Genomic DNA, 24,766 nt, shown 5'->3' on the forward strand with positions numbered 1-24,766 from the left:
ATGATTTTTATTTTTACCATCAGGCAAAACATTGAAAACATTAGAGTTTTTGTAACGCTTTCGTAACGCCAATGTGACCAGTGCACAACTTACGCTGGGGAAGTTTCGAAATCACTCTACACCCAGCACATCGGGGGTCTTCCAACCCAGATGCTGACCACCGTCCACGCAAATCAATTGCCCCGTCACAGAAGGCGAATCGAGGAAGAACCCAAGCGCCGCAGTCACATCAGCGGGATTGGCCCCACGGCCAAGAATGGTGGCTGCGCGCTGTTGCTGAAAGTAGTCTTTCGTCTGTCGTTCGCCCTGCAACGTCGGCCCCGGCCCGATGGCATTGACCCGCACGCGCGGGGCCAGCCCCTGTGCGGCGGTCTGTGTCAGCGCCCACAGCCCCATCTTGGCCAAGGTGTAGGTGCTGAAGTCCGGTGTCAGTTTGCGCACGCGCTGATCGACCATATTGATGATCAGCCCCTGCGCCAAAGGCTCGCCTGCGTCATCGCTGAGCGGGTCGGGGATTTGCGCGGCCAGCGCCTGTGCCAGCACATAGGGCGCGCGTAGATTGGATTCGAAATGCCGGTCCCAGCTGTCGCGGGTGGCGGTTTCGATCCGGTCGTGTTCGAAGATCGAGGCGTTGTTGATCAGGCAGGTCACGGGCGCACCAAAAGCGGCCGCCACGCGGGGCATCAAAGTTTGCGTCTGATCCTCGGACAGCAGATCGGCGGGTACGGCATGGGCCTGACGACCAAGGGCACGAATTTGATCAGCAACCGTCTGTGCCGCGTCTTTCGAGCTGTCATAGTGGACCGCCACATCAAACCCGCGTCCGGCCAGATACAGCGCCATCGCGCGCCCCAGCCGCTTTGCGGCCCCGGTTACCAATGCGACGGCCATGCGCGGCTCCTTTTCGGGCAGGCTCAGCTTAATACGGACATCACATAGGACACATACAGCAGGGTCAAGACCACGCCCCATATCCGGGTGATGTCACGTTTGAGAAACACGAAGGGGAACAACAACGCCGAAGCGCCCAGCATGACCCACAGGTCAAAGTGCAGGAATTCCGGGTCGACCGGGATCGGGCTGACCATCGAGGCGATGCCGATGATGGCCAGAAGGTTGAACATGTTCGACCCGATCACATTGCCCAACGCCACATCGGCCTGACGCCGCAACGCGGCCATCACGGTCGTGGCCAATTCTGGCACCGAGGTGCCGATGGCGACCATGGTCAGGCCGATCACCGACTCCGACAGGCCAAACGTGCGTGCGATGGTTACCGCGCTGTCCAGCAGCAGGTTGGCCCCCAGCGGCAGGCCAACAAGACCGAGCGCCAGAAACATGCAAATCTTCCACCACGGCATGTCGGGGTCAGCGCCTTCGGGTTCGTCGGCCTCGACCAATTGCCCCGCCGCACGGTGGGCACGAGCGTCGCGCACCGCATCGCCCAGCACCAGCGCCAGCGCCAGCAGCAAAACCACGCCGCTGACCCAGGTGAATTGCCCAAAGAAGGCCAGCGCGACAAACAGGACCGACCCCGCCATCATCAGCACATAGCTTTTGCGGGTGTTGCATTCGCTGGTATGCATCGTGGCCAGCAGCGCGGGCACCCCCAGCACCAGCAAAACATTGGCCGTATTGGACCCGACAACATTGCCGACAGCAATTCCGGGCACGCCTTCGAGCGCGGCCGTGATCGAGATCAGCAGTTCGGGTGCCGAGGTACCGAAAGCCACAATGGTCAGACTGACGATCAGCGCCGGGATACCAACACGCAGGCTGAGGTTAACCGCGCCCTTGACCAAAGCGTCGCCCGCAAGCAACAGGATAACCAGCCCCAAGGCTCCCATCAGCCATTCCATGTCTCAGCGCGCTCCTTTTTCGCAGGGGCATGGCCCCTTGCCGATCCTGAATCTCCCGCAGCGCGGGCATTTGGCTGATGTCAGGCGCTTTTGGCCCGGAAAACGCAGTTTCCCAAACATGGCCAGAACGCCCATGCCGACCAGAAACAGCGTGACGATCTTCACAACCATATCAGAGTCCGAACCGTGCAAAGGCCGCGCGCTCTTCGATCGCAGCAAAAGCTTCATCGGCGACGGACAACCCCAAGCGGGACAGCGTGGTGCGGCGACGGCCATAACGGATCAGCACCACTTTCTCGCCGTACAGCTCTTTCAGCTTGGGTTCGATATGGGCCAGCCCGTCGATCAGGCCCATCTTCACGGCCTTTTCGCCCAGCCAGACCCGACCGGTGAACAGATCGGGGTCGTTGACCAGCTTTTCCCCCCGGCGGGATTTGACATAGGCTTCGAAGCCCGCGTGCATGTCGCTGAGAATTTCCTTCATCCGGGCGACATCTTCAGGCTTCTCCGGCAGGAACGGGTCAAGCATGGATTTGGATTTGACCGACGTATAGACACGCCGCTCGACCCCTTGCCGGTTCAGCAGTTCATGCGCGCCGAAACTGGCCGAGATCACCCCGATCGAGCCGATCATCGAGCCATAGTCAGCCCAGATATCATCTGCCGCAGCCGCCAGCCAATAGCCACCCGAGGCGGCAACATCTTCGACAAAGGCGTGGACGGGAATTTTCTTTTCCTCAGACAGGCGACGGATGCGCGCGGCGATCAGTGCCGACTGCACCGGCGAGCCGCCCGGAGAATTGATCAAAAGCGCGACAGCATCCGGTTTGCCCTTGCGAAAGGCGCGGTCGATCAGTGGGGCCAGCGCCTCGTCACTCAGCGGCGCGCGCGCGCCAGAGCCGATGGTGCCCGTCAGGCGCAGCACGGCAACGCGGGGCGGGCCGAGTTTCAGGAAGGGAATGTAGCGCTTCATACTGGCTCATGTAGAGGGATGCAGAGGGACAAACAAGGCGGCGGGGCCTTTGTCCGTGCGTCGCGGGGAAAAAACCCGCATGTTTGCATTCGCATCAGGTTTTCAGGCGGCTGAGCCAGCCCTTTTTCTTGGCTTCCGGTTCGGCCTCCGCCTCAGTGGCGCTCTGTTCGCTCGCATCTTCGGGGGCTTCCAGAACCTCTTGCAAACGGGTGAAAAACTGGTCCGCCATTTTCTTGGCAAACCCATCAATCAGGCGGCTGCCCAGCTGCGCCAGCTTCCCGCCAACCTTGGCTTCGACCTCATAGAACAGGCGGGTGCCCTCGGGTGTTTCTTCCAGCCGAACTTTGGCCGCACCCTTGGCAAAGCCAGCGGCGCCGCCCTTGCCCTCGCCCGACAATGTCAGGCTTTCATGGTCGATCATGTCGGACAGCAGAACGGTGCCATTGAAGGTTGCTTTGACCGGGCCAACCTTTTGCACGACCGTGGCCTGAAACCCGTCTTCCGGGGTGCCGGTCAGTTCGCGTGTGCCCGGCACACATTCGGCCAGCACCTGCGGGCTTAGAAGGGCCGCCCAAACGGTGGCACGATCGGCGCGGATATCGCGTTGGTCTGTCATTTGCATGGGGCGTTCCTTTGTCCTGTCTGCCAGAACCTAGTGCAGCGGACGCGCCGCGCCAAGGTGGCTCAGGTAGTTAGCATCTTCAGCCCCTGCGTCACGTCCGAACGGACTGCAAGACGCAGGCCGGGTTCATCCCCCGCCTTGAGGGCCGCGATGATCAGGCGATGGAAATGCGGCGGCTCTTTTTGCCGCAAGCGCCCATAGAGCGCGCGCATTGTCGGACCAAGCTGCAACCAGACCGTTTCGGCCATCGCCAGCATGGCGGGCGCCTGTGCCCGCAGGTACAACGCGCGGTGAAATTCCAGATTGGTGCGGATGTAGCCCACGGCATCCTGCCGGGCGACCATGTCCGCCACGGTCCCGTTGATGGTCTGAAGCCGCTCGATCAGCGCCATATGCGCGCGCGGCAAGGCACGGCTGGCCAGTTCAACCTCAAGCAGCGAGCGCAGGGCAGCCAGTTCTTCGATCCGTTCGTTGCTGAGCTCGGGGGTGGCGACCCGCCCCGAGGCCGACAGGGTCAACGCGCCCTCTGCCACCAGACGGCGCACAGCCTCGCGGGCGGGGGTCATCGAGACACCGAACTCGCGCCCGATCCCGCGCAGGGTCAGCGCCTGACCCGGCGGGATATCGCCGTGCATGATTCGGGTGCGCAATCCGCGGTAAACGCGGTCATGCGCCGAGGTGGGGGTGGGTTCAGGGCGAGATGTAATCAGCATATGCATTTGTGATCACAAAGATCGGCGACGTCAATCGCCAAAGCGAAACCGGTGCAGCGCCCCGCCATGTTCACGCAACCAGCGCCGCGATGCGGTGTGATCGCCGTGGATGCGGTGCACCACGTCCCAGAACGCCTGCGAGTGGTTCATCTGCTCCAGATGCGCGACCTCATGTGCAGCCACATAATTCAGCACGGCAGGCGGGGCCAGGATCAGCCGCCAAGAATACATCAGCCCCCCCGACGACGAACACGACCCCCAGCGCGAACGGGTATCACGCAGCGTCAGCCGACCATAGCTGAGCCCCAGAAGCCCGGCATAATGATCCGAGGCCGCAGCAAGACTGTCGCGGGCGGAATGCTTGAAAAACCCTTCAAGACGGGCGCCTATGGCCTCAGGCGGACCGGGAACCAGCAGCGTATCGCCGCTCAACTGCACACGACGCCCGGTACCGGGCGCGACCGTGACCTCGGCGCCCTGAAACGGCACCACAGTGCCCAGCCCGACGTGCTGGACCGCTCCTTGCGCGCCGATGTGGCCACGCAGCCAATCGGCCTTTTCACGTGCGAAGGCCAGCGCCTCGCGCTCGGAGGTGCCGGACGGCAGGGTTAGCGTTACCCGACCATCCAACCCCGACACCCGCAGCGAGATCCGCCGCGCCCGCGCCGAGCGTCGCAGTGTGATTTCCACCGGGGGATTGCCCGGCAGGATATGTTGCCCCATATCGCCTCCTGTCCGCGATGGTGTCGCCTTACCCTTAAAGCCTTTGACACCCGCCACACGTTATGGCAGTTGGCGCGGATCGTCGACAAGACCACACAGTTGAAAGGGATCACCCATGCCCAAAGAAGAATGGGGTGTGAAACGCGTTTGCCCAACCACAGGCAAGCGGTTTTATGACCTGAACAAGAGCCCGATTGTCAGCCCCTATACGGGCGAGATCGTGGAACTGGACACCGGCAAAAGCCGGATGATCGCGGCAGACGCCGAGGATGCAGCCAGCAAGAAGCTGAAAGATGCTGACGCAGAAACGGCCGTCGTAGACGACGATGATGTCGAAGTGGATCTGGATGATGATCTGCTGGATGATGACGAAGATGATGACGTCTCGCTGGACGAAATCGCCGACGTTGCCGCTGATGATGACGACTGATTGATAATCCTTGCTGCGGGCGGAATTTTTCGCTTGATCCCGCCCGCAGCATTGCCTAGATAGCGGCGCACAGGAAACACCAGCCTGTGATTTTGGGGCCTTAGCTCAGCTGGGAGAGCGCCTGATTTGCATTCAGGAGGTCAGGAGTTCGATCCTCCTAGGCTCCACCAATCCACCTCCTGAAATGCGAAAGATCATTTTACCTTTAAGGTTGAGTTGTGTCCCTCTTTCTTTAGAGCTTTCGCGTGCCCGGGCGCGGCGCAAAGAATCGTCAGAGAGCGCTAGCCATGTGGCGCAACTGCGGAACATCCTTCCGCGTGCATCCGCATCCCTGCGAATCTGGAGGCCGAATCCTCGAACTCAATTCCCATATCTCGGCGGGATCTGGGTCGTGTGCTCAATCGACGGCTCGCCCTGGGCCGCACCCAGCACCAGCACCGGGCACCGCGCCGCGGCCAGCAGGTGCCGCAGCTGATTGTGGGTGCGCAAGGGGCCGGTTGATAGATCCAACACGACGGCAGAGGCGTTCATTCGACTGATCCGCCCCAGCATGGCGGTATCGGACGTGAACTGTTCGCGGTGCCCACCTTCGTCCTCCGGCATTGCGGCGTCCGCATCAAGAGATAAGACATAGAGGTCGGTCCGCAGCGCCTTTGCCAAATCCTCGGCAAGGTCCGGGGCGACCTGCGACGCCCCCGTGGGCGGAGCGATCAACACCACACGCCCGGCCCGTCGGTGGGTTTCGCGATACCCCAACAGCAACAGATCCCATCCCCTGGCCGCCTCGCAAAGCCCGCCGATAAGATCACCGTGGCGGCGCTCGAACGACCAGTTCCGTGTCCTGCTTTGCGCCAATCCTGACAAAGTGTCGCGAAACGCTTTGGCGTCGCCTTCCATCAGGGTGCGGACTTGTTGGCGTGTTGGAGCCACAACAAGCGTACCGCTGGCGGTCACGACTCGCTGCCCGGGCAGGCCCACAACCTCGGTCACGACGGCTTCTTCGACCAGCAGACCGCCCAAGTCCCCGGCGAGAGTTTCCGCCAGCCGCTCGGCCAGCCGCAACGCGCCAAGGGCGTCGGCGAAGCTTCCTGCGCCAATCAGTAAACGTTTTGGCGGTTTTGGCGGCGTGCTCATGCGTCGTTTCCGTTTTCATCTGACTTGGCAAAGCGCGCGAAGGCCTTGCGCGTCAGGGCGAACCCGCGCAGCCGTTCCTCGACCAGCGCATTGACCGATGCTTCGGGAAACGCGCCGCCCTTGTCACGCACGCCTGCCTCGACCCCGGTCAGTATCGCGATCCCCTCATCAATCGTTGCAACGGGAATCACCCGGAATTTTCCTGCCTCTGCGGCCTCAACCACGTCGGCGCGTAGCATCAGATGCGGGATATTCGATTGTGGGATCAAGACGCCTTGGTCGCCTGTCAGACCGCGCGCCGCGCAGGTTTCAAAGAACCCTTCGATCTTTTCATTGACGCCGCCGATGGCCTGAACCTCGCCGGTCTGATTGACCGACCCAGTCACCGCCAGCCCCTGCCTGATCGGCAGGCCCGACAATGCCGACAGTAGCGCATAAAGCTCTGCCGACGAGGCGCTGTCACCATCGACGCCACCATAGCTTTGCTCGAAAACCAGACTGGCGTGCAGCGAAAACGGCACGTCGAGCGCATAGGCCGAGGTCAGATACCCCGACAGGATCATCACGCCCTTGGAATGCAGCGGCCCGCCCAGTTCGACCTCGCGCTCGATATCGACCAGCTTTCCGGTTCCCATCCGCACCCGAGCGGTGATCCGGGACGGTCGACCAAATCGATACTCACCCATCCCGACAACGGACAATCCGTTGATCTGGCCTATCTTCTCTCCGTCGGTGTCGATCAGAATGGTCTTTCGGGTGATCGCCTCTTGCATCCGGTCCTTGATCCGCGAGGCGCGCCTGTCCTTTTCGCAAACCGCGCGCTCGATATCGGCGTCATCGATGTGGTCGCTGTCGCGGGAGGCCGCATAGTGATCGGCCTCGCGGATCAGATCGGTCAAGGCGCCCAGACGCAACGACAGTTTCGTGTTGTCATCGGCAAGCCGCGTCGCCTCGTCCAACGCACGCGCGACGCCTGCGGCACTGATCGGGCGCAGGCCTTCGCGTCGCACATAAGACCCCACCAGCCGCGCGAACAGAATAAGATTGTCCTGCGTCCGGTCAACGACATCCTCGAAATCCGCCTGAAGCTTGAAAAGCTCGTTAAAGTCCGGGTCCAGCAACACCAGCAGGCTATGCAACATCCGGTCACCGACCAAGACCACACGCACGTCCAGCGGAATTGGATCGGGTTCCAACGACGTCGTCGAGATCAAGCTCAACCGATCCGCCATTGATGTGATCGTGATCGACTGGTTCTTCAGGCAGCGCTTCAGCGTGTCCCATGCATAAGGCTCGCTCAGCACCTGACGCGCGTCCAGCACCAGATACCCGCCATTGGCCCGGTGCAAGGCGCCAGGTTTGATCATGGTGAAGTTAGTCATCAGCGACCCCATGTGCGAAACATGCTCGATGCGACCCGCCACCCTGTCGAGCGTCGGCAGGTCTTCGGTTTCGACCGGTGCGCCTATTCCTGTCTCACTGTCTTGCGAGACCATCACGTTCACGACATAGCGATCAAACTCCGGCTTATGGTGATACTTGCGGATCGCCTCGGGGAAAGGGCCATCGTGATTTTCGGCAGCCGCTTGCAGAAATAGTTCCGCGTTCGCGATGATGTCCTCTCGCACAGCCGCCAGATATTGCGCCACGACCTCAATCTTCTGCAATTCGGCCTCGATATCGGCCACCCGCGCGGACACCGCGCGCTCGGCCATCCCCGCATTCAGACCCTCGACCCGCTTGCGGTGCTCTTTTTCCAGCTTCGGCGTCTGGCGCAACACGGTAGCCAAGTCTTCCTGCAAGCGCGAGATCTTCTCGCTGATCTGTGCCTGCTCGGCCTCGTCGAGTTTTTGAAAATCCTCACTTTTTACCAGTTTGCCATCGCGAACCGCGGTCAGCATAAAGCCCATGGGCGTCTGCACTAGGGCGATTTCCTCGGCTTTGGCGCGATCAGAAAAATCCGCCATCGCCGCCTCCTGCGCCTCGCCGAGTTCCTGTTCGATGGCACGGCGTTGGGTCTGGTATTCTTCGGACTCAAAAAGCGCCGGAATGTCATTGGCCAGATCATCAATCAGGTTCTGCATCGTGCGCTTCAGAGTAAGCGCCGTTCCCGGCGGCAGGCGCATCGCCTCGGGTTTGTGCGCAGCCTCGAAGTTGTTCACATAGACCCAGTCGGACGGCAACTCCCGCGTCGCGGCCTGCTCGCTCAGAAGTTTCAGCACCGCAGTGCGTCGCCCGGTGCCCGTGGGGCCCAACACGAAAAGGTTGAAATCACGGTGAGAGATTTGAGACGACAGGCGAATGGCATCCATCGCGCGATCCTGACCGATCAGTTCGGTCTGTTCGACGAGATCCTTGGTCGATACGAATGGAAGCGCCGCCGGATCGCACCGCTGCCGCAGTTTTTCAGTGGGAAGCCCGTTCATACCATTGTCTCTCGATCCGTTAATTATTCAGCCAAGCGGCGTTAGACACATTGTGCTCCAATCGCTGCTCGGGTGACTTGATCTCAATCAAGAGCTTTTTGGAGTGAAGCTCCATGATTGTCTTTGAGACTTTGCTGAGGACGAAATACGGCTTAGTTCGTCTTCTGACTGGGCCGGGGCAACAGCTAAATAAGCGCCCCCCAAACAGTAGGCGTCGACCGTGGTGGACAGCCGACCCGATATCTTGATCTACTTCAGCAGCATCGCCACCGATCGACGGGACCGCAGATCAGCATAAATAAGCCGAAAACCTGTTCCAGGATCGGAGTATAGCTCGGTCGTTCATCTAGGGGCTTGGGAAACTTGGTAGCGGAGGAGGGACTTGAACCCCCGACACGCGGATTATGATTCCGCTGCTCTAACCAACTGAGCTACTCCGCCAAAGTGGATTGCGAATTACGAAAGCTAGGCGCAGGCGTCAAGGGTGAAAAGGTGGCAAACTGCTCTTTTCCAGCGCATACTTGTATCGGTTCAAACCGAAACGGCCTCGACCAGTTCCGCCTTTGTCAGTTCCGCCTTGGTTCCCTGCTTCAAAACCGCGCCACGCCGCATCACCACGAATTGATCTGCCAAGCCGTAGGCAAACTCGAAATACTGCTCCACCAGCACAATCGCCATGGTGCCCTGATCGCGCAGATATTCGATCACGCGGCCGATCTGCTGGATGATATTTGGCTGGATGCCCTCTGTCGGCTCGTCCAGCAACAGCAGTTTGGGCTTGGTGATCATCGCCCGCGCGATGGCCAGTTGCTGCTGCTGCCCCCCCGACAGGTCGCCTCCGCGACGATGCAGGAAATCTTTGAGGATGGGGAAGAGCTCGAACACTTCATCAGGGATGTAATGTTCGGATTTTGGCAGGCAGGCAAAGCCGGTTTCAAGGTTTTCGCGGACGCTGAGCAGCGGGAAAATATCGCGCCCCTGCGGCACATATCCGATTCCCTTGCGCGCCAGCGCGTGGGCAGGCAGGCGGCCGATTTCTTCGCCGTTCAGCTCCATCCGCCCACCGGACCGCGGGTGCGTGCCCGAGATTGCCTTGAGCAGGCTGGTCTTGCCCACGCCATTGGTGCCCATCACGCAGGTCACCTTGCCGGTTTCAGCCTCGAGCGAAACACCGTTGAGAATTTGCGAGCTACCGTAATGCAAGGTCAGGTCTTGGATTTTCAGCATTGTTCAGCGCCCCAGATAGACGTCTATGACGTCCTTGTTTTGTGTCACATGATCCAGCGATCCTTCGGCCAGAACACTGCCCTCGTGCAGAACTGTGACTTTGCAGTTCAGACGGCGGACAAATTCCATGTCGTGTTCGACCACCACCACCGCGCGGGTCTTGGCGGCCTCGACCAGAATGTCAGTTGTGTGTTCCCGCTCGGACAGGGTCATGCCTGCGGCGGGTTCATCCACCAGCAACAGGCGCGGTTCCTGCGCAAGCAGCATACCGATCTCGAGCCATTGCTTTTGCCCGTGGCTCAGCTCGCCTGATTTGCGGTGTAGTTGATCTGACAACCCGATTTCAGCAGCCAGTTCTTCCACCCGACCTAAATCCCTGAACTTCGGTTTGAAGAACAACACGCTGAAGGGAGAGCGATCATTTTTGATCGCCATCAACAGATTGTCGTGCACCGTCTGATCCTCGAACACCGTGGGGCGCTGAAACTTGCGCCCTACCCCGGCGCGGGCGATCGCGGCTTCGGACATCTTCAGCAGCGATTGCGATTTCTCGCCCCACAGCACCCGGCCTTCGTTGGGGCGGGTCTTGCCGGTGATGATATCCATGAAGGTGGTCTTGCCGGCACCGTTCGGACCAATGATAGCGCGTAATTCCGCCTGACCGATCTGAAAGGACAGGTTGTTGATCGCCTTGAACCCATCGAACGAGACCGAGACGCCGGACACTTCAAGCAGCGTGCTCATTCCTGCGCCTCCTTCTCTTGCAACGAGCCTTGATCAGGCCCAAGAGCTGCACCGTGGCGGCGCGGGCTGCGGATGCCCTCGAACAGGTCGAACAGGCCACCAATGCCCTTGGGCGCGAAAAGCGTGACCAGAACAAAGCTGAGGCCTAGCAGAACCTGCCACCAGTCCACCCATTTGACGACATAGAACCCCAACGGCACATCGGGCGCCTGCCCGCCGGTAAACCATGTTGAGACCAGCGAGACGAATGCGGCGCCGATCACCGCGCCATAGAGCCGCCCGCGCCCGCCGATCGCCACCCAGACCGCGAGATAGATCGAGGCGATGGGCGCGACCTCGGCCGGGTTGATGATGCCCGCCTGCGGGTAATACAGCGCCCCGGCGATGCCCGCGATCATCGCGGTCATCACAAAGATGAACAGCTTATAGCCTTCGACCGAGTAGCCCAGAAACCGCACGCGCTGCTCGTCGTCGCGGATGCCGCGGATCACCGATCCGAACTTGCCCGACACCACCCAAGAGGCCAGAAGAAAGCCCAGTCCAAGCGCCAGAGCCGAGGCCCAGAAGAACCAGATCGAGATCAGGCTTTGCGGTATCGCGTCGGTACCGGGGAGGTTTTGCAACCCTGACAGACCGTTGTTGCCGCGCAAACCGCTGTCATTCTGGAACAAATAGAGCGACAGGGCCAGCGTCATCGCCTGTGTCAGGATCGACAGATACACGCCCGTCACCCGACTGCGGAATGCCAGCCACCCAAAGATCAGCGCCAGCATGCCCGGCACAATAAGAACCAGCGCAAGCTGGATCGGCAGGCTGTCGGCGAAGCTCCAGATCGGGGGGAAATCCGAACTGCCCACGACGCCGAATATCTGGCTACCGATGGCATCCACCACTTCTTGGTCGGTCGGGGGGATCTCGGCGTTGGCCATCGACAGGGTAACGATCTGGCGGGTGCGCTCGTACATAAGCCACATGCCGATCATATAGCCCCCCAGCCCGAAGAAGGCGAAATGCCCCAGACTGAGAATACCGCAATAGCCCCAGACCAGATCCATCGCGATGGCGATCAGGCACAGGCACAGCGTCTTGCCCAGTGTCTTGACGAAGCTGGTCGAGATCAGCCCTGCGCCGGTCGCCTCGGACATGAATGTAACGCCAAGAGTAAAAAGCGCGAGCACACCTAGGAAAATCAGAACCGAAGGGTTGCGCAGGATGAAGCTGTTTTTCATGTCAATCTCCTGCCGCGCGGCCCTTGAGGGCGATGATCCCACGGGGGCGGAACTGAATAAAGATGATGATGAAGACGATCATATAGGTCTGCGCCGCCAATGTGTTGGACGGGTTCAACCATTCGATCCCCTTTTGCAGGAAGCCAATCATCGTGGCCCCCAGAAGCGTGCCCCAGATATTGCCGACACCGCCGACAACGACGGTCATGAAGCTTTGCACGATGTAGTCGCTGCCCAGCTCGGACGTGACCTTGGCGTACAGGCCGATGGCCACACCAGCGACGCCAGCGATCCCCGAGCCAAGGCCGAATGTCAGCATATTCACCTTGTCCTTGTTGATCCCCATCGACGAGGCCATGCGCGGATTTTGCGTGACTGCGCGGGTTTCAAGGCCCAACCGCGTGCGTTTCATGATGAACAGGAACACCGCGAGGAAAATCAGCGCCAGAACGAAAATGGCGATCCTGATATAGCTGATCGAGACCACATCGTTCAGCACCCAGGCACCATCCAGCCAACCCGGCGACGTCAACGGGCGGGCCTGCGTGCCAAAAATGTTCTTGGCGATCTGCTGCAGCGCGATCGAGATGCCGAAAGTCGCAAGCAGGGTTTCCAGCGGGCGGTTGTACAGCCAGCGGATCACCAGCCGTTCCATCGCGACACCGGCAGCAAAGGTCACGGCAAACGCCATCGGAATGGCGACGATGATCGAGAGTGTATAGTCTGGGATGATCTGCTGAATGACATAGCCGGTATAGGCGCCCATCATGATGAATTCGCCGTGCGCCATATTGATCACGCCCATCACACCAAACGTGATGGCAAGACCGATCGCCGCAAGGAAATAAATCGAGCCGAGAGACAGAGCGTCCAGCGTCAGGTCGAGCACCTGATTCAGCCCGACTTTCTGTTCAATCGCGCGCAATGCACCGCGAGCGGCGTCGGTCACGACCGAAGATGGTTCATCATAGGCATCGAAAAAACTGTGCGCCGCGAGAGCTGCAGTCACATCAGTGGCCAGAACGGTGGGGTCCACCTTGCCCCGTGCCGCCAACGCGGCATAGGCGCGGTCGCGGGCCTCGAGGGTGTTCAGCTCGGGCACCGGAATGCCACCGACCTGTCCGTTTTCGATATTGGCGGCCAGCGCGGAGCGCAGTTCAGCATCGCTGATCCGGGCGGCGCTGTAACCGCTCTTGACCAGCATGTCATAGGCCTCGGCGCGCGGCAGTTCCTTGGTGCCGGGCTTGAGCCGCGCGGCAAGATTCAACCCTTCCGGCAGCGTGTTTCCGGGCACAACTGCGCGGCGGGTGGTCAGCAGGGGGTTGAGCGTGGCGCGCACATCGACGCCAAGATCACCGCCGAAGCTTTCAATGGCACTGATCCGGGTACTGAGGTCTTTGTCAAAGGCCATGCTCAGCAGCCGTTCCAAGCGCTGCTTCTTGGCCTTCAGCACCGGATCTGTTTCAGTCTTGATGGCTGCGCGCAGCGGCAACAGATGCTCGGCCATGGGCGAGCGTTCGATCGAGGTCAACGCATCGCGGCGCCGAACCGGATCGGGATCAGACAGCTGAAACTGCACCAGTGCGGTGCCGATCAGAGCGCGCACGCCGCTGTTTGGCTTGAGCTGATCCAGATCGCTTTTGGGAAACTCACCGACAGCCTCGTTGCTGTCGAAATCAATCAGGCGATAATTCTTGCCCGATTTTTCGGCGTAGAAGAACAGGCCGTCTGCCTTGCGCTGCCACATATCCTTGGATTGCCATTTCTCAAGCACCAGCTGCGCTTGCGACAAGCCGCTTTCGGCCAATGCGGTGATCGCGGGTTCAATGGTCTTGCGCGAGCTTTTCTCGATCACGGCCCGATGGTTTTGCATAATGTCCTGCACCGGACCGGCCTGTGCCTGTGTCGTACAGACAAGCATTACCAGTGCGATCAGAGAGAAAAGAAAATGCCGCATTCAAATGCCCGCCAATAGAGAAAGCGGAAGGGGGTGTTGGCCCCCTTCCCTTTTGTCACAGATCAGTAGTTGGATTTGATCTGAACGCAGGTTTTGGTTTCGGTGTTGTACATGCCGCAACCAAGGCCCGGCCAATCCGAGTCAAGCACTGCAGATTCCGGCAGGAAGTCGGTCCATGCGTCGCCGGGAACCGGCTCGGTCTGGCTGATGATGTCAAACTGACCATCGGCCTGAATTTCACCGATCAGAACCGGCTTGGTCAGGTGGTGGTTTGGCAGCATTTCAGCAGTGGTTCCGGTCAGGTTCGGATAGGTCTGACCGATCATCGCCGCAGTCACAGTATCAACGTCGGTGGTACCGGACGCTTCGACCGCCTGAACCCACATGTTGAAACCGATATAGGTGGCCTCCATCGGGTCGTTGGTCACGCGCTTTTCACCAGCGAAGGCTTTCCAGGCTTTGATGAACTCGGCGTTAACCTCAGCATCTGCCGACTGGAAATAGTTCCAAGCGGCCAGATGGCCAACCAGGTTGGTGGTGTCCAGACCCGACAGCTCTTCTTCGCCAACCGAGAAGGCCACGACAGGAATGTCGTCAGCCGAAACGCCAGCCGCGGCCAGTTCTTTGTAGAAACCGATGTTGGCGTCGCCGTTGATGGTGCTGATCACGCCGACTTTTTTTCCGTCAGCGCCCAGCGCCACGACGTCAGCCACGATCTTGGACCAATCCGAGTGGCCGAAAGGCGTGTAGTTCACGAAGATATCTTCAGCTGGAATGCCTTTGGATTTCAGATAGCTTTCCAGAATATTGTTGGTTGTGCGCGGATACACGTAATCGGTGCCAAGCAGCGCGAATTTCTCGACGCCCAACTCTTCGAGGAAATAATCCGTGGCCGGGATCGCCTGCTGGTTCGGCGCGGCGCCGGTGTAGAATACGTTTTTCGAGCTTTCCTCGCCCTCATACTGCACCGGATAGAACAGCAGGCCGTTCAGTTCTTCGATCACTGGCAGCACCGATTTGCGCGACACGGACGTCCAGCAGCCGAACATCACGTCGACATTGGACACAGTCAGCAGCTCGCGCGCTTTTTCCGCGAACAGCGGCCAGTCAGACGCCGGATCAACGACAACCGCTTCCAGTTGCTTGCCAAGAACACCTCCCTTGGCGTTCTGCTGGTCGATCAGCATCAGCATCGTGTCTTTCAGCGTGGTCTCGGAAATTGCCATTGTGCCGGACAGCGAGTGCAAAACGCCGATCTTGATTGTCTCTTCTGCCAGCGCGGGCATCGCTAGGCAGCTAAGGCCCAATGCCCCCGCAATTGTGGATTTGAATAGGTTCATAGTCATCCTCCAAGGCGGGGAGAACTTCAGGTGCCCCTTGCCCGCAGCGGACAAAATACATACCTGAACCCCGCAACATTGTTTTTGTTGCAACAGTGTGGCGACCGGACAGATTGCACATCGGACGGTCGTCACACACCCAGTCTCAGCATTGCGCGTTTCGGTCGGGCAGGCCAAACAAATGCCGCAAGCCACGAGTGGCGCAATCCCGCCGACAAGGTTGACGCTGCGTGAGCAGTGAGTTGTGTAATAATTAGGCACGCAAACGCGCCTTCGTCGCAAATATAGGCGCAGTATGGCGTCGATCAGCATTTCAGCCCGGTTTTTAAGCATGTTCCTTTCGTATGCCACCTCTCTGTGCGACCCCATGACTGTAAGTTGTAGGAGAAGGCCATCAACACCGCACCGGACATATTGCACACAGCGCAGCACGCACGTCAGCCTCGGGCGATGGGCGAGGCGCTTGTTGCCACCAAGGCGCGCGGTCCGGTGACAGCCTTATCTGATCTGCGCAGCTCAGGGTGCCTGAAGGTATTGTTTCCACGCGGAAACCCCGAGCGCCTGACCGGGATCTTCATCAACACGGCTGGTGGCGTGACCGGCGGTGATCACCTGAGATTGCGTGCTGAGGCCGGCCCCGACAGTCACCTGACGCTAAGCACACAGGCGGCTGAACGCGCGTATCGTGCGCAACCAAAAGAGGTGGGGCGTATTGCCACACAACTGGTGCTGCGCGGCAATGCCGGTCTGGACTGGTTGCCGCAGGAAACGATTCTCTTTGATCACAGCGCCCTGACCCGAAGCTTGGACGTGAACATGGCAGGCTCGGCGCGTTTTTTGATGGTCGAACCGCTGGTTTTTGGCCGTGCGGCCATGGGCGAACGGCTGGCCGCGACGGCGTTGAAAGATTCAGTCCGCATCATTCGTGATGGGAGTTTGCTATTTGCCGACTGCCTTCAACTCGCAGGTGATGCGCAAAACCTGCTGGAGCGGCGCGCTATTGCCGGGGGAGCGGGGGCAATGGCCTCGGTCCTGCTGGCCGCGCCTGCACACGAAGCTGAAAGTCATCTTGACGCAGTGCGCGCGCTGATGCCTGATACTGGCGGCGTTTCGCTGATCCGGCCCGGACTGCTGTTCGCCCGTATTCTGGCCGAGGACAGCTTTGTCCTGCGCCAATCGCTTATCCCCGTTCTGACTCGTCTGAACGGTGCCCTCCTTCCCCGAACATGGATGATCTGACATGCAATTGACCCCCAGAGAGAAAGACAAGCTGCTTATTGCCATGGCCGCAGAGGTTGCCCGCAAACGTCTGGCGCGTGGCGTCAGACTGAATCACCCGGAAGCAATCGCATTGATTACCGACACCGTCGTGGAAGGTGCGCGTGATGGACGTAGCGTGGCGGACATGATGCAGGCCGGGGCTCGGGTCATCACGCGTGAGCAATGCATGGAGGGGATTCCAGAGATGATCCACGAGGTGCAGGTTGAAGCGACCTTTCCCGATGGAACCAAGCTGGTGACCGTGCACAACCCGATCCGTTGAGGGTCTGAGTATTTTGGCAAGCTGAAAGAGGAAATCACACCATGATCCCCGGAGAAATCTTTTGCGCCGATGGAATGCTGACCCTGAACGCGGGGCGCGAGGCAATTACGCTGATGGTCGCCAACACCGGTGATCGCCCGGTTCAGGTTGGCAGCCACTATCATTTTTTTGAAACCAATCCGGCGCTTGATTTTGATCGGGCAGCCGCGCGCGGAATGCGGTTGGATATTGCCGCAGGTACCGCAGTCCGGTTCGAGCCGGGGCAACGGCGCGAAGTGCAACTTGTGCCGCTGTCAGGCAAGCGCGTTGTATACGGGTTCAATCAGCAGGTCATGGGTGCGCTTTGAAGTTCGCTCATCTTCCGACAATCCGCAACGTGTCCCGGCGTTCACGCCCCCTTCAATCGCCAACGTTACGCACACGAGGGCGATCACGCCCCGGCGCTCGCATTGATAAATAACCGACCTCTATCTGGAGCTGAATAGATGCCCGCATTGATTTCCCGTTCTGACTATGCTGCCATGTATGGACCTACCACAGGCGACAAGCTGCGCTTGGCCGATACCGACCTGATCATCGAGGTTGAACGCGACCTTACGACATACGGTGAAGAGGTAAAATTCGGTGGCGGCAAGGTGATCCGTGACGGGATGGGGCAAAGTCAGGTCACCCGCGCAGGCGGGGCAGTGGACACGGTGATTACCAATGCGCTGATTGTGGATCATACCGGGATTTACAAGGCTGATGTTGGGTTGCGGAGCGGTCGCATTCACACCATCGGCAAGGCAGGAAACCCTGATACTCAGCCCGGCGTGGATATCGTCGTCGGTCCCGGCACCGAGGTGATTGCTGGCGAGGGCAAGATCCTGACGGCGGGCGGGTTTGACAGCCATATCCATTTCATCTGCCCCCAACAAATCGAAGATGCGCTGCATTCAGGCGTCACCACGATGCTGGGCGGTGGGACTGGTCCCGCGCATGGCACGCTGGCAACCACCTGCACCCCTGGCCCCTGGCACATCGGACGGATGTTGCAGGCTTTTGATGCCTTTCCGATGAATATCGGGATTTCCGGCAAGGGCAACGCCAGCCTGCCCGCCGCGTTGGAGGAGATGGTTCTTGGCGGGGCCTGTGCGCTGAAGCTGCACGAAGATTGGGGCACCACCCCGGCCACGATTGATTGCTGCCTGTCTGTGGCCGATGCGATGGATGTGCAGGTGATGATCCACACAGACACGTTGAACGAATCCGGCTTTGTGGAACACACGGTGAAGGCCATGAAAGGCCGCACCATTCATGCGTTCCACACCGAGGGCGCGGGCGGCGGTCATGCGCCGGATATCATCAAGATTTGCGGCGAAAGCTATGTTTTGCCCTCTTCCACCAACCCGACGCGCCCCTTTACGGTTAATACCGTGGATGAGCATCTGGACATGCTGATGGTTTGCCACCACCTGGACAAATCCATCCCCGAAGACGTGGCCTTCGCTGAAAGCCGGATCCGCCGCGAGACCATTGCGGCCGAGGATATCCTGCATGACATGGGCGCGTTTTCGATCATCGCCAGCGATAGTCAGGCAATGGGGCGCGTCGGCGAGGTGCTGATCCGTACATGGCAAACCGCCGACAAGATGAAAAAGCAGCGTGGGCGGCTGGCCGAAGAAACCGGCGAGAATGACAATTTCCGCGTCCGCCGCTATATTGCCAAATACACCATCAACCCAGCTATTGCGCAGGGTGTTGCGCATGAGATCGGGTCGATCGAAGTGGGGAAAAAGGCCGATCTTGTCCTGTGGTCGCCCGCATTCTTTGGCGTAAAACCCGAAATGGTACTGATGTCCGGCACGATCGTGATGGCGCAGATGGGTGACCCCAACGCCTCGATCCCGACACCGCAGCCGGTCTATTCGCGGCCGATGTTTGGGGCCTATGGTCGCTCGGTTGAACATTCCGCCATTACCTTTGTCTCCGAAGCCGCTCAGGCCAGCGGCTTGCGCGAAAAACTGGGGTTGGCCAAACAGACCGTGGCGGTCAAAAATACTCGCACCATCGGCAAGGCTGATCTGAAACTGAACGATGCCCTGCCCCATATCGAGGTCCACCCCGAAACCTATGAGGTGCGCGCGGATGGAGTGTTGCTGACCTGTGAACCGGCGCAGGTTCTGCCGATGGCGCAGCGGTATTTCATGTTCTAATGCATCGCCGCACCGCCCCCATCGACACGCCGGATCGGCCAGCCCGGACGCGCCCGCTGCACTTGCACCGGCAGGCATTGCACATAGCGTGTCAGCTTTTCACGCCAGTATCGCGGATCCTCGCGGATTTCGGTGGGCAAAAGCGCCTTGTCGAACACCCGCGCGCGCCGCTCAACCACCTCAACGCGGCTCCACCTGCCGTCGGGCACGTCGTGTCGCTGCGCAAGGATCGCCGCCCGCAGGGCGGCCTCGCGTTCCTTCAGCCGGGCAATTCCGGCGCGGGTTTCTGCAAGCTCGTCAGCGAGACCCATTTCGTTCATAGTATTCTCCATCCAGCGGAAATTTTCTTCAAACCTCGCGTAAACAGGTTAACACGCCCTGAATCCTGCCGCAAAAACCCCGGAGCCCGCCCATGACCGATCTTGGCATCGCGACGCAGATCATAACCGCAACCGACCCCGCCCCGCACAGCCTGTCGCTGACCTATGAGGACCGGTTTCTGCGCCGCAAGCGCCTGACCACGGTCGAAGGCGCAACCGTGCTGTTGGATCTGCCACGTGCGACGTCCTTGGAAGAAGGGCAGCAATTGGCGACCGAAACCGGCCAGCGAGTCGACATTTTCGCCGCGCCAGAGCAGCTTCTTGCGGTGTCCGGTCCAGATCTGCATCGGATGGCCTGGCACATCGGCAACCGACACACCCCCTGTCAGATCGAGGCCGATCGCCTGCTGATTCAACGTGATCACGTGATCATGGCAATGCTGAGCCATTTGGGCGCTGTTGTGACCGAGGTGACAGAGCCTTTCACCCCCGAGGGCGGGGCTTACGGCCACGGACGCACCCATTCGCACGAGCATGGAAATACCCTACACGCCCATGCGCACGACCACACTCATGATCACAGCCATGATCACTGACGCGCCGCATCTTACGTTGATGCAATGGCTTTCCCCCGCCTATCCCGTCGGGGCGTTCAGCTATAGCCACGGGCTGGAATGGGCGATTGCGGCGCAGGATGTGAGTGATGCCAGCAGTCTGCGGGACTGGTTGAAAGATATCCTGTGCCATGGCGCCGGGCGCAATGATGCGATCCTGCTGGCCCACGCGTGGCGCGCGCCACGCAGCGCGCTGACCGAACTGGATGGGCTGGCGCGCGCCTTCGCCTCGTCGGCGGAGCGCTTGCTGGAAACCCGGCAGCAAGGCGCGGCCTTTTGTCGAACCACGGCGGCGATCTGGGGGGATGAGCTCCCAGAGCTGACCTATCCGGTGGCGCTTGGCTTTGCTGCGCGCAGTCACAACCTGCCGCTGAGCCTGACCGCTGCGTTCTATCTGCATGCTTTTGCATCGAACTTGGTGTCGGCCGCGATCCGGTTGGTGCCGCTCGGACAGACAGAGGGCCAAGCCGTTCTGGCGGCCTTGGCGCCGCTGTGCGAAGAAGTCGCCGAACAGGCGCAGACGCTGACCACCGATGATCTGGGCGGCGCCTGCTTTCTGGCCGATGTCGCCGCGATGAAACACGAAACCCAATATACAAGGCTGTTCCGCACATGACCTCTCCTCATGGCCCCCTGCGAATCGGGATTGGCGGTCCGGTTGGCGCCGGGAAAACCACCCTGACCGCCGCCCTGTGCCGGGTGCTGGCACCGGATCATTCGATCGGAGCCATCACCAATGACATTTACACGCAGGAAGATGCCGAAGCCTTGATGCGCATGCAGGCCCTGCCGCAGGATCGCATCATCGGCGTCGAAACAGGCGGCTGCCCGCATACTGCGATCCGTGAGGACGCTTCGATCAATCTGGCGGCTGTGGATGAGATGTGCAAACGTCACCCGGACCTTGAGGTCGTGATGATCGAATCCGGCGGCGACAACCTGTCGGCCACGTTCAGCCCTGAGCTGGCCGATCTGACGCTTTATGTGATCGACGTGGCGGCGGGGGAAGAGATCCCGCGCAAGGGCGGGCCGGCCATCACGAAATCGGATATTCTGGTGATCAACAAGACCGATCTCGCTCCCTATGTCGGTGCGTCGCTTGAGGTGATGGAGCGGGACGCCACCCGGATGCGCGCCGGGCGGCCCTTCGTGTTTACCAACTTGCGTCAGGGTCAGGGGCTTGATCAGATCGTAGCCTTGATCCGCGAGATCGGGGGGCTGCGCACGCCGGTGGTCGCATGAGCCCCGCAACTGCCCGGTTATTAAACCTTTTTCCAGCGGCGCTAAAAAAGGCCGCGCGGAAGGGCACAAAGCAGATGTGCGTGCGATCCCGCTCGCGCATACTTGCGAAAACACCTTAGAAGCACAGGCACCCAATGGCCATTATTGCAAGCATCCACCACCTGACCCACTACAAATATGATCGCCCCGTCACGCTGGGCCCGCAGATCATCCGCCTGCGCCCCGCGCCGCATGGGCGCACACGGGTGATTTCGCATTCGCTCAAGGTCAGCCCAGAGCCGCATTTCGTCAATCATCAGCAGGACCCGTATGGCAACTGGCTGGCTCGGTTTGTATTCCCCGAGCCGGTGCGCGAATTCAAGATCGAGGTCGATCTGACCGCCGATATGTCGATCTACAACCCCTTCGATTTCTTCGTCGAGGAGACGGCGGAAAACTGGCCATTCGAGTATCCGCTGGATCTGGACGAAGATCTGTCGATCTATTGCACGCCCGAACCAACCGGCCCGCTTCTGGAGCAGTTCCTGCGCCAGATCCCCCGCGACAAATTGCGCACTGTCGACAAACTGGTGGCGCTGAACGCGTTCGTGGCCAATCACGTCGGCTATGTCATCCGGATGGAGCCAGGCGTGCAGACGCCTGAAGAAACGCTGGATCGTGGCACCGGATCGTGCCGCGATTCAAGCTGGTTGCTGGTGCAGGTACTGCGCCATATGGGCATCGCTGCGCGGTTTGTTTCGGGCTATCTTATTCAGCTGAAACCGGATCTGAAATCGTTGGACGGCCCGTCGGGCACCGACGTGGATTTCACAGACCTGCACGCCTGGGTCGAGGCCTATGTGCCAGGCGCGGGTTGGATCGGGCTGGACCCGACCAGCGGGCTTTTGGCGGGCGAAAGTCATGTTCCATTGGCCGCGACGCCGCATTATCGCAACGCTGCGCCGATTTCTGGCATGGCCAGCTTTGCCGAGGTGAATTTCGACTTTGACATGACGGTCACGCGCGTATCCGAGCATCCGCGCATCACCAAGCCGTTCTCGGATGAAGCATGGGACGATCTGCTAAAACTGGGACACAAGGTTGATGAAAGTCTGACTGAGGGCGATGTGCGCCTGACGATGGGCGGCGAGCCGACATTCGTGTCGATCGACGACTTTGAGGGGGACGAATGGAACACTGCCGCCGTTGGCCCGGTCAAGCGTGATCTGGCCGACAAGCTGATCCGGCGTCTGCGCAGCCGTTTTGCGCCGGGCGGGTTCCTGCACTATGGGCAGGGCAAATGGTATCCGGGCGAAAGTCTGCCGCGTTGGACCTTTTCGCTGTACTGGCGCAAGGACGGCAAGCCGATCTGGAACAATCCCGATCTGGTGGCCGAAGAAACGGTGCAAACCGGGGCAACTCATGAAGACGCGGGCAAACTGCTGCGCACGATGGCGCAGGAGCTGGGGGTGGAGCCGGAGATGGTGCATCCGGCATATGAAGACCCAGCCGAATGGATCGTCAAAGAAGGCAACCTGCCGGAAAATGTGACGCCCGAAAACTCCAAACTGAAAGACCCCGAAGAGCGTCACCGGATTGCGCGGGTTTTTGGCAGGGGGTTGACTGATCCTTCTGGCTATGTCCTGCCGATCCAGCGCTGGCAATCCAAGGCCAGTGGGCACACGTGGCGGTCGGAAAAGTGGAAAATGCGGCGTGGGTATCTGTTTCTCGTGCCCGGCGACAGCCCGGTCGGGTATCGCCTGCCGCTAGAGGCGCTGCCGCATGTTCCAGCCTCGCAATACCCCTATACTTATGTCACCGACCCGACAGCGCCGCGCACAGATCTGCCTGAGTTTCACCAGCACAAGCAAGAGCCTGAGGCCACACCCGAACATACGCAACCTGTGTCCAGCTTTACAGCCGGGAGCGATACCCAGACCGTGATCGAACAGGCATTGGGCGAGGTGGGCGGCGCCGTTCGCACCGCCATGTCGGTCGAGGAACGCGATGGAAGGTTGTGTATTTTCATGCCGCCGGTCGAAGACGCCGAGGATTATCTGGAACTGGTCGCCGCAGCAGAAAAAGCAGCGCACAAGCTGGGGCTGCCCGTGCATATCGAAGGTTATGCTCCGCCACATGATCCGCGCATTGACGTGATCCGGGTCGCCCCGGACCCCGGCGTGATCGAGGTGAACATCCACCCTGCCGGAAATTGGGAGGATTGCGTGGCCACCACACAGGCCATTTACGAGGAGGCGCGCCAGTGTCGTCTTGGCGCCGACAAATTCATGATCGACGGGCGCCACACCGGCACCGGCGGCGGCAACCATGTGGTGGTGGGCGGGGCGACGACGCTGGACAGCCCGTTCCTGCGCCGTCCCGACCTGCTTCGCTCTCTGGTGCTGTACTGGCAGCGGCATCCATCGCTGTCCTATCTGTTTTCAGGACTGTTTATAGGGCCGACCAGTCAGGCGCCACGCATCGACGAAGCGCGCCACGACAGTCTGTACGAGCTGGAAATCGCGCTGGCGCAAATTCCCAACCCCGGCGAAGGCCCTGCGCCACAGCCTTGGTTGGTGGACCGGCTGCTGCGCAATATCTTGATTGACGTCACCGGCAACACCCACCGGGCCGAGATATGTATCGACAAGCTGTACTCGCCCGACGGGCCAACTGGCCGACTGGGATTGGTCGAGTTCCGCGGTTTTGAGATGCCACCAGACCCCAGAATGAATCTGGCGCAGCAATTGCTGATCCGCGCGATCATTGCCCGGATGTGGAAAGACCCGATTCAGGGCAAGCCTGTGCGCTGGGGTACGGTGCTGCATGACCGGTACATGCTGCCGCATTTCCTGTGGAATGACTTGCTGGATGTGCTGCGCGACCTGGACGAGCACGGGTTCAAGATGAACCCCGAGTGGTACAAGGCGCAGGCCGAATTCCGGTTTCCGTTCTGTGGCGAGGTCACATACGAGGGCAATAGGCTTGAGCTGCGTCAGGCGCTGGAGCCGTGGCATGTGCTGGGCGAAACCGGGGCGATCGGCGGCACTGTTCGCTATACTGACAGCTCGGTCGAGCGGTTGCAGGCGTCGTTTACCACCCCCAATCCTGACCGCTACAAGCTGCTGTGCAATCAGCGCACTGTGCCGCTGACGGCCTCGGGGACATCGGGCGAATTCGTGGGCGGAGTGCGGTTCAAGGCGTGGCAGCCCCCGCTGGCGCTGCACCCGGTTTTGCCAGTGAATGCACCACTGACCTTTGACATTTACGACACATGGACCGGGCGATCTCTGGGCGGGTGCGTGTATCATGTGGCCCATCCGGGCGGGCGCAATTATGATACCTTCCCGATCAATGGCAACGAAGCCGAGGCAAGACGGCTTGCAAGGTTTCAGGCGCACGGGCATACATCTGGTATGTTTACCCCAGCGCCTGATACACCGCACCCGGATTTCCCGAGCACGTTGGATCTTAGGCGCGCGCCTGGAATCTAACG

At 60.1% G+C, this 24,766-nt stretch carries 23 protein-coding genes and 2 tRNA genes; 10 read left to right on the forward strand and 15 right to left on the reverse strand.

Going from position 1 to position 24,766, the window contains the following annotated elements; all coding sequences use genetic code 11:
• Positions 1-111: 111 nt before the first annotated feature.
• The 6 genes from BSF79_RS07740 to BSF79_RS07770 form a co-directional block, all read right to left on the reverse strand.
• On the reverse strand, positions 112-891 hold the full coding sequence (locus tag BSF79_RS07740; protein WP_090269288.1) for an SDR family oxidoreductase: 780 nt from the start codon (positions 889-891) through the stop codon (positions 112-114).
• 23 nt (positions 892-914) lie between these two features.
• Positions 915-1,859 carry a calcium/sodium antiporter gene (locus BSF79_RS07745; protein ID WP_090269289.1) on the reverse strand — a complete coding sequence of 315 codons (945 nt, stop codon included), beginning with the start codon at positions 1,857-1,859 and terminating at the stop codon, positions 915-917.
• A gap of 172 nt (positions 1,860-2,031) precedes the next feature.
• The gene (locus tag BSF79_RS07755) at positions 2,032-2,832 is read right to left on the reverse strand and encodes a S49 family peptidase (protein WP_090269291.1); all 801 of its coding nucleotides are present in this window, start codon (positions 2,830-2,832) and stop codon (positions 2,032-2,034) included.
• A gap of 94 nt (positions 2,833-2,926) precedes the next feature.
• Positions 2,927-3,454 (reverse strand): SRPBCC family protein, encoded by a 528-nt coding sequence (locus BSF79_RS07760; RefSeq protein WP_090269292.1) that lies wholly within the window; start codon positions 3,452-3,454, stop codon positions 2,927-2,929.
• A 62-nt stretch (positions 3,455-3,516) separates the two neighbouring features.
• Positions 3,517-4,167, reverse strand: coding sequence for a GntR family transcriptional regulator (locus tag BSF79_RS07765; protein WP_090269476.1), 651 nt, complete (start codon positions 4,165-4,167; stop codon positions 3,517-3,519).
• Positions 4,168-4,197: 30 nt separating this feature from the next.
• On the reverse strand, positions 4,198-4,890 hold the full coding sequence (locus BSF79_RS07770; protein ID WP_090269293.1) for a M48 family metallopeptidase: 693 nt from the start codon (positions 4,888-4,890) through the stop codon (positions 4,198-4,200).
• Positions 4,891-5,005: 115 nt separating this feature from the next.
• Between BSF79_RS07770 and BSF79_RS07775 the strand changes: the two genes are divergently transcribed.
• Positions 5,006-5,320 (forward strand): TIGR02300 family protein, encoded by a 315-nt coding sequence (locus BSF79_RS07775; protein ID WP_090269294.1) that lies wholly within the window; start codon positions 5,006-5,008, stop codon positions 5,318-5,320.
• Between the two features lie 94 nt (positions 5,321-5,414).
• Positions 5,415-5,490: transfer RNA gene (locus BSF79_RS07780), tRNA-Ala, on the forward strand.
• A gap of 190 nt (positions 5,491-5,680) precedes the next feature.
• Here the strand turns inward: BSF79_RS07780 and BSF79_RS07785 are convergent.
• The 8 genes from BSF79_RS07785 to urtA form a co-directional block, all read right to left on the reverse strand.
• Positions 5,681-6,454, reverse strand: a complete 774-nt coding sequence (locus BSF79_RS07785; protein WP_090269295.1) for a hypothetical protein — start codon at positions 6,452-6,454, stop codon at positions 5,681-5,683.
• A complete protein-coding gene (locus BSF79_RS07790) occupies positions 6,451-8,880 on the reverse strand; it encodes a Lon protease family protein (protein ID WP_090269296.1) in 2,430 nt (809 codons plus the stop codon). The genes BSF79_RS07785 and BSF79_RS07790 overlap by 4 nt, the downstream gene beginning before the upstream one ends.
• 364 nt (positions 8,881-9,244) lie before the next feature.
• Positions 9,245-9,321 (reverse strand) — tRNA-Met (locus BSF79_RS07795).
• A gap of 90 nt (positions 9,322-9,411) precedes the next feature.
• Positions 9,412-10,107 carry an urea ABC transporter ATP-binding subunit UrtE gene (urtE, locus tag BSF79_RS07800; RefSeq protein ID WP_090269297.1) on the reverse strand — a complete coding sequence of 232 codons (696 nt, stop codon included), beginning with the start codon at positions 10,105-10,107 and terminating at the stop codon, positions 9,412-9,414.
• 3 nt (positions 10,108-10,110) lie between these two features.
• Positions 10,111-10,851, reverse strand: a complete 741-nt coding sequence (gene urtD / locus BSF79_RS07805) for an urea ABC transporter ATP-binding protein UrtD (protein ID WP_090269298.1) — start codon at positions 10,849-10,851, stop codon at positions 10,111-10,113.
• On the reverse strand, positions 10,848-12,080 hold the full coding sequence (gene urtC / locus BSF79_RS07810) for an urea ABC transporter permease subunit UrtC (RefSeq protein ID WP_090269299.1): 1,233 nt from the start codon (positions 12,078-12,080) through the stop codon (positions 10,848-10,850). Before urtC ends, urtD begins: the two co-directional genes overlap by 4 nt.
• Before the next feature lies 1 nt (position 12,081).
• Positions 12,082-14,037, reverse strand: a complete 1,956-nt coding sequence (urtB, locus tag BSF79_RS07815; protein ID WP_090269300.1) for an urea ABC transporter permease subunit UrtB — start codon at positions 14,035-14,037, stop codon at positions 12,082-12,084.
• A gap of 62 nt (positions 14,038-14,099) precedes the next feature.
• The gene (gene urtA / locus BSF79_RS07820) at positions 14,100-15,377 is read right to left on the reverse strand and encodes an urea ABC transporter substrate-binding protein (protein WP_090269301.1); all 1,278 of its coding nucleotides are present in this window, start codon (positions 15,375-15,377) and stop codon (positions 14,100-14,102) included.
• Positions 15,378-15,827: 450 nt separating this feature from the next.
• On the opposite strand from urtA, the gene BSF79_RS07825 reads away from it, so the two are divergent.
• The 4 genes from BSF79_RS07825 (at position 15,828) to ureC (ending at position 19,115) form a co-directional block, all read left to right on the forward strand.
• Entirely contained in the window at positions 15,828-16,616 is a 789-nt protein-coding gene (locus BSF79_RS07825) for an urease accessory protein UreD (RefSeq protein WP_090269302.1), read from the forward strand.
• Position 16,617: 1 nt separating this feature from the next.
• A complete protein-coding gene (locus BSF79_RS07830) occupies positions 16,618-16,920 on the forward strand; it encodes an urease subunit gamma (RefSeq protein WP_090269303.1) in 303 nt (100 codons plus the stop codon).
• Between the two features lie 41 nt (positions 16,921-16,961).
• Positions 16,962-17,267 (forward strand): urease subunit beta, encoded by a 306-nt coding sequence (locus BSF79_RS07835; RefSeq protein WP_090269304.1) that lies wholly within the window; start codon positions 16,962-16,964, stop codon positions 17,265-17,267.
• A gap of 138 nt (positions 17,268-17,405) precedes the next feature.
• Positions 17,406-19,115, forward strand: coding sequence for an urease subunit alpha (gene ureC / locus BSF79_RS07840; RefSeq protein ID WP_090269305.1), 1,710 nt, complete (start codon positions 17,406-17,408; stop codon positions 19,113-19,115).
• Here ureC and BSF79_RS07845 read toward each other — a convergent pair.
• Positions 19,112-19,447: a hypothetical protein gene (locus BSF79_RS07845; protein ID WP_245776345.1), complete on the reverse strand. Its 336-nt coding sequence runs from the start codon at positions 19,445-19,447 to the stop codon at positions 19,112-19,114. The genes ureC and BSF79_RS07845 overlap by 4 nt on opposite strands.
• A gap of 80 nt (positions 19,448-19,527) precedes the next feature.
• Here BSF79_RS07845 and BSF79_RS07850 point away from each other — a divergent pair, with 80 nt between their 5' ends.
• The 4 genes from BSF79_RS07850 to BSF79_RS07865 all read left to right on the forward strand — a co-directional run bounded on the left by BSF79_RS07850 (position 19,528) and on the right by BSF79_RS07865 (position 24,764).
• Complete coding sequence (locus BSF79_RS07850) at positions 19,528-20,031, forward strand: urease accessory protein UreE (protein WP_090269307.1); 504 nt, start codon at positions 19,528-19,530, stop codon at positions 20,029-20,031.
• Positions 19,991-20,665 carry an urease accessory protein UreF gene (locus tag BSF79_RS07855; RefSeq protein ID WP_425443233.1) on the forward strand — a complete coding sequence of 225 codons (675 nt, stop codon included), beginning with the start codon at positions 19,991-19,993 and terminating at the stop codon, positions 20,663-20,665. Before BSF79_RS07850 ends, BSF79_RS07855 begins: the two co-directional genes overlap by 41 nt.
• Complete coding sequence (gene ureG, locus BSF79_RS07860) at positions 20,662-21,291, forward strand: urease accessory protein UreG (protein ID WP_090269308.1); 630 nt, start codon at positions 20,662-20,664, stop codon at positions 21,289-21,291. The genes BSF79_RS07855 and ureG overlap by 4 nt, the downstream gene beginning before the upstream one ends.
• 134 nt (positions 21,292-21,425) lie before the next feature.
• Positions 21,426-24,764, forward strand: a complete 3,339-nt coding sequence (locus tag BSF79_RS07865; protein ID WP_090269309.1) for a transglutaminase family protein — start codon at positions 21,426-21,428, stop codon at positions 24,762-24,764.
• The last annotated feature ends 2 nt before the right edge of the window (positions 24,765-24,766 follow it).

This window comes from Thalassovita taeanensis (assembly GCF_900110775.1).
GTDB lineage: Bacteria > Pseudomonadota > Alphaproteobacteria > Rhodobacterales > Rhodobacteraceae > Litorimicrobium > Litorimicrobium taeanense.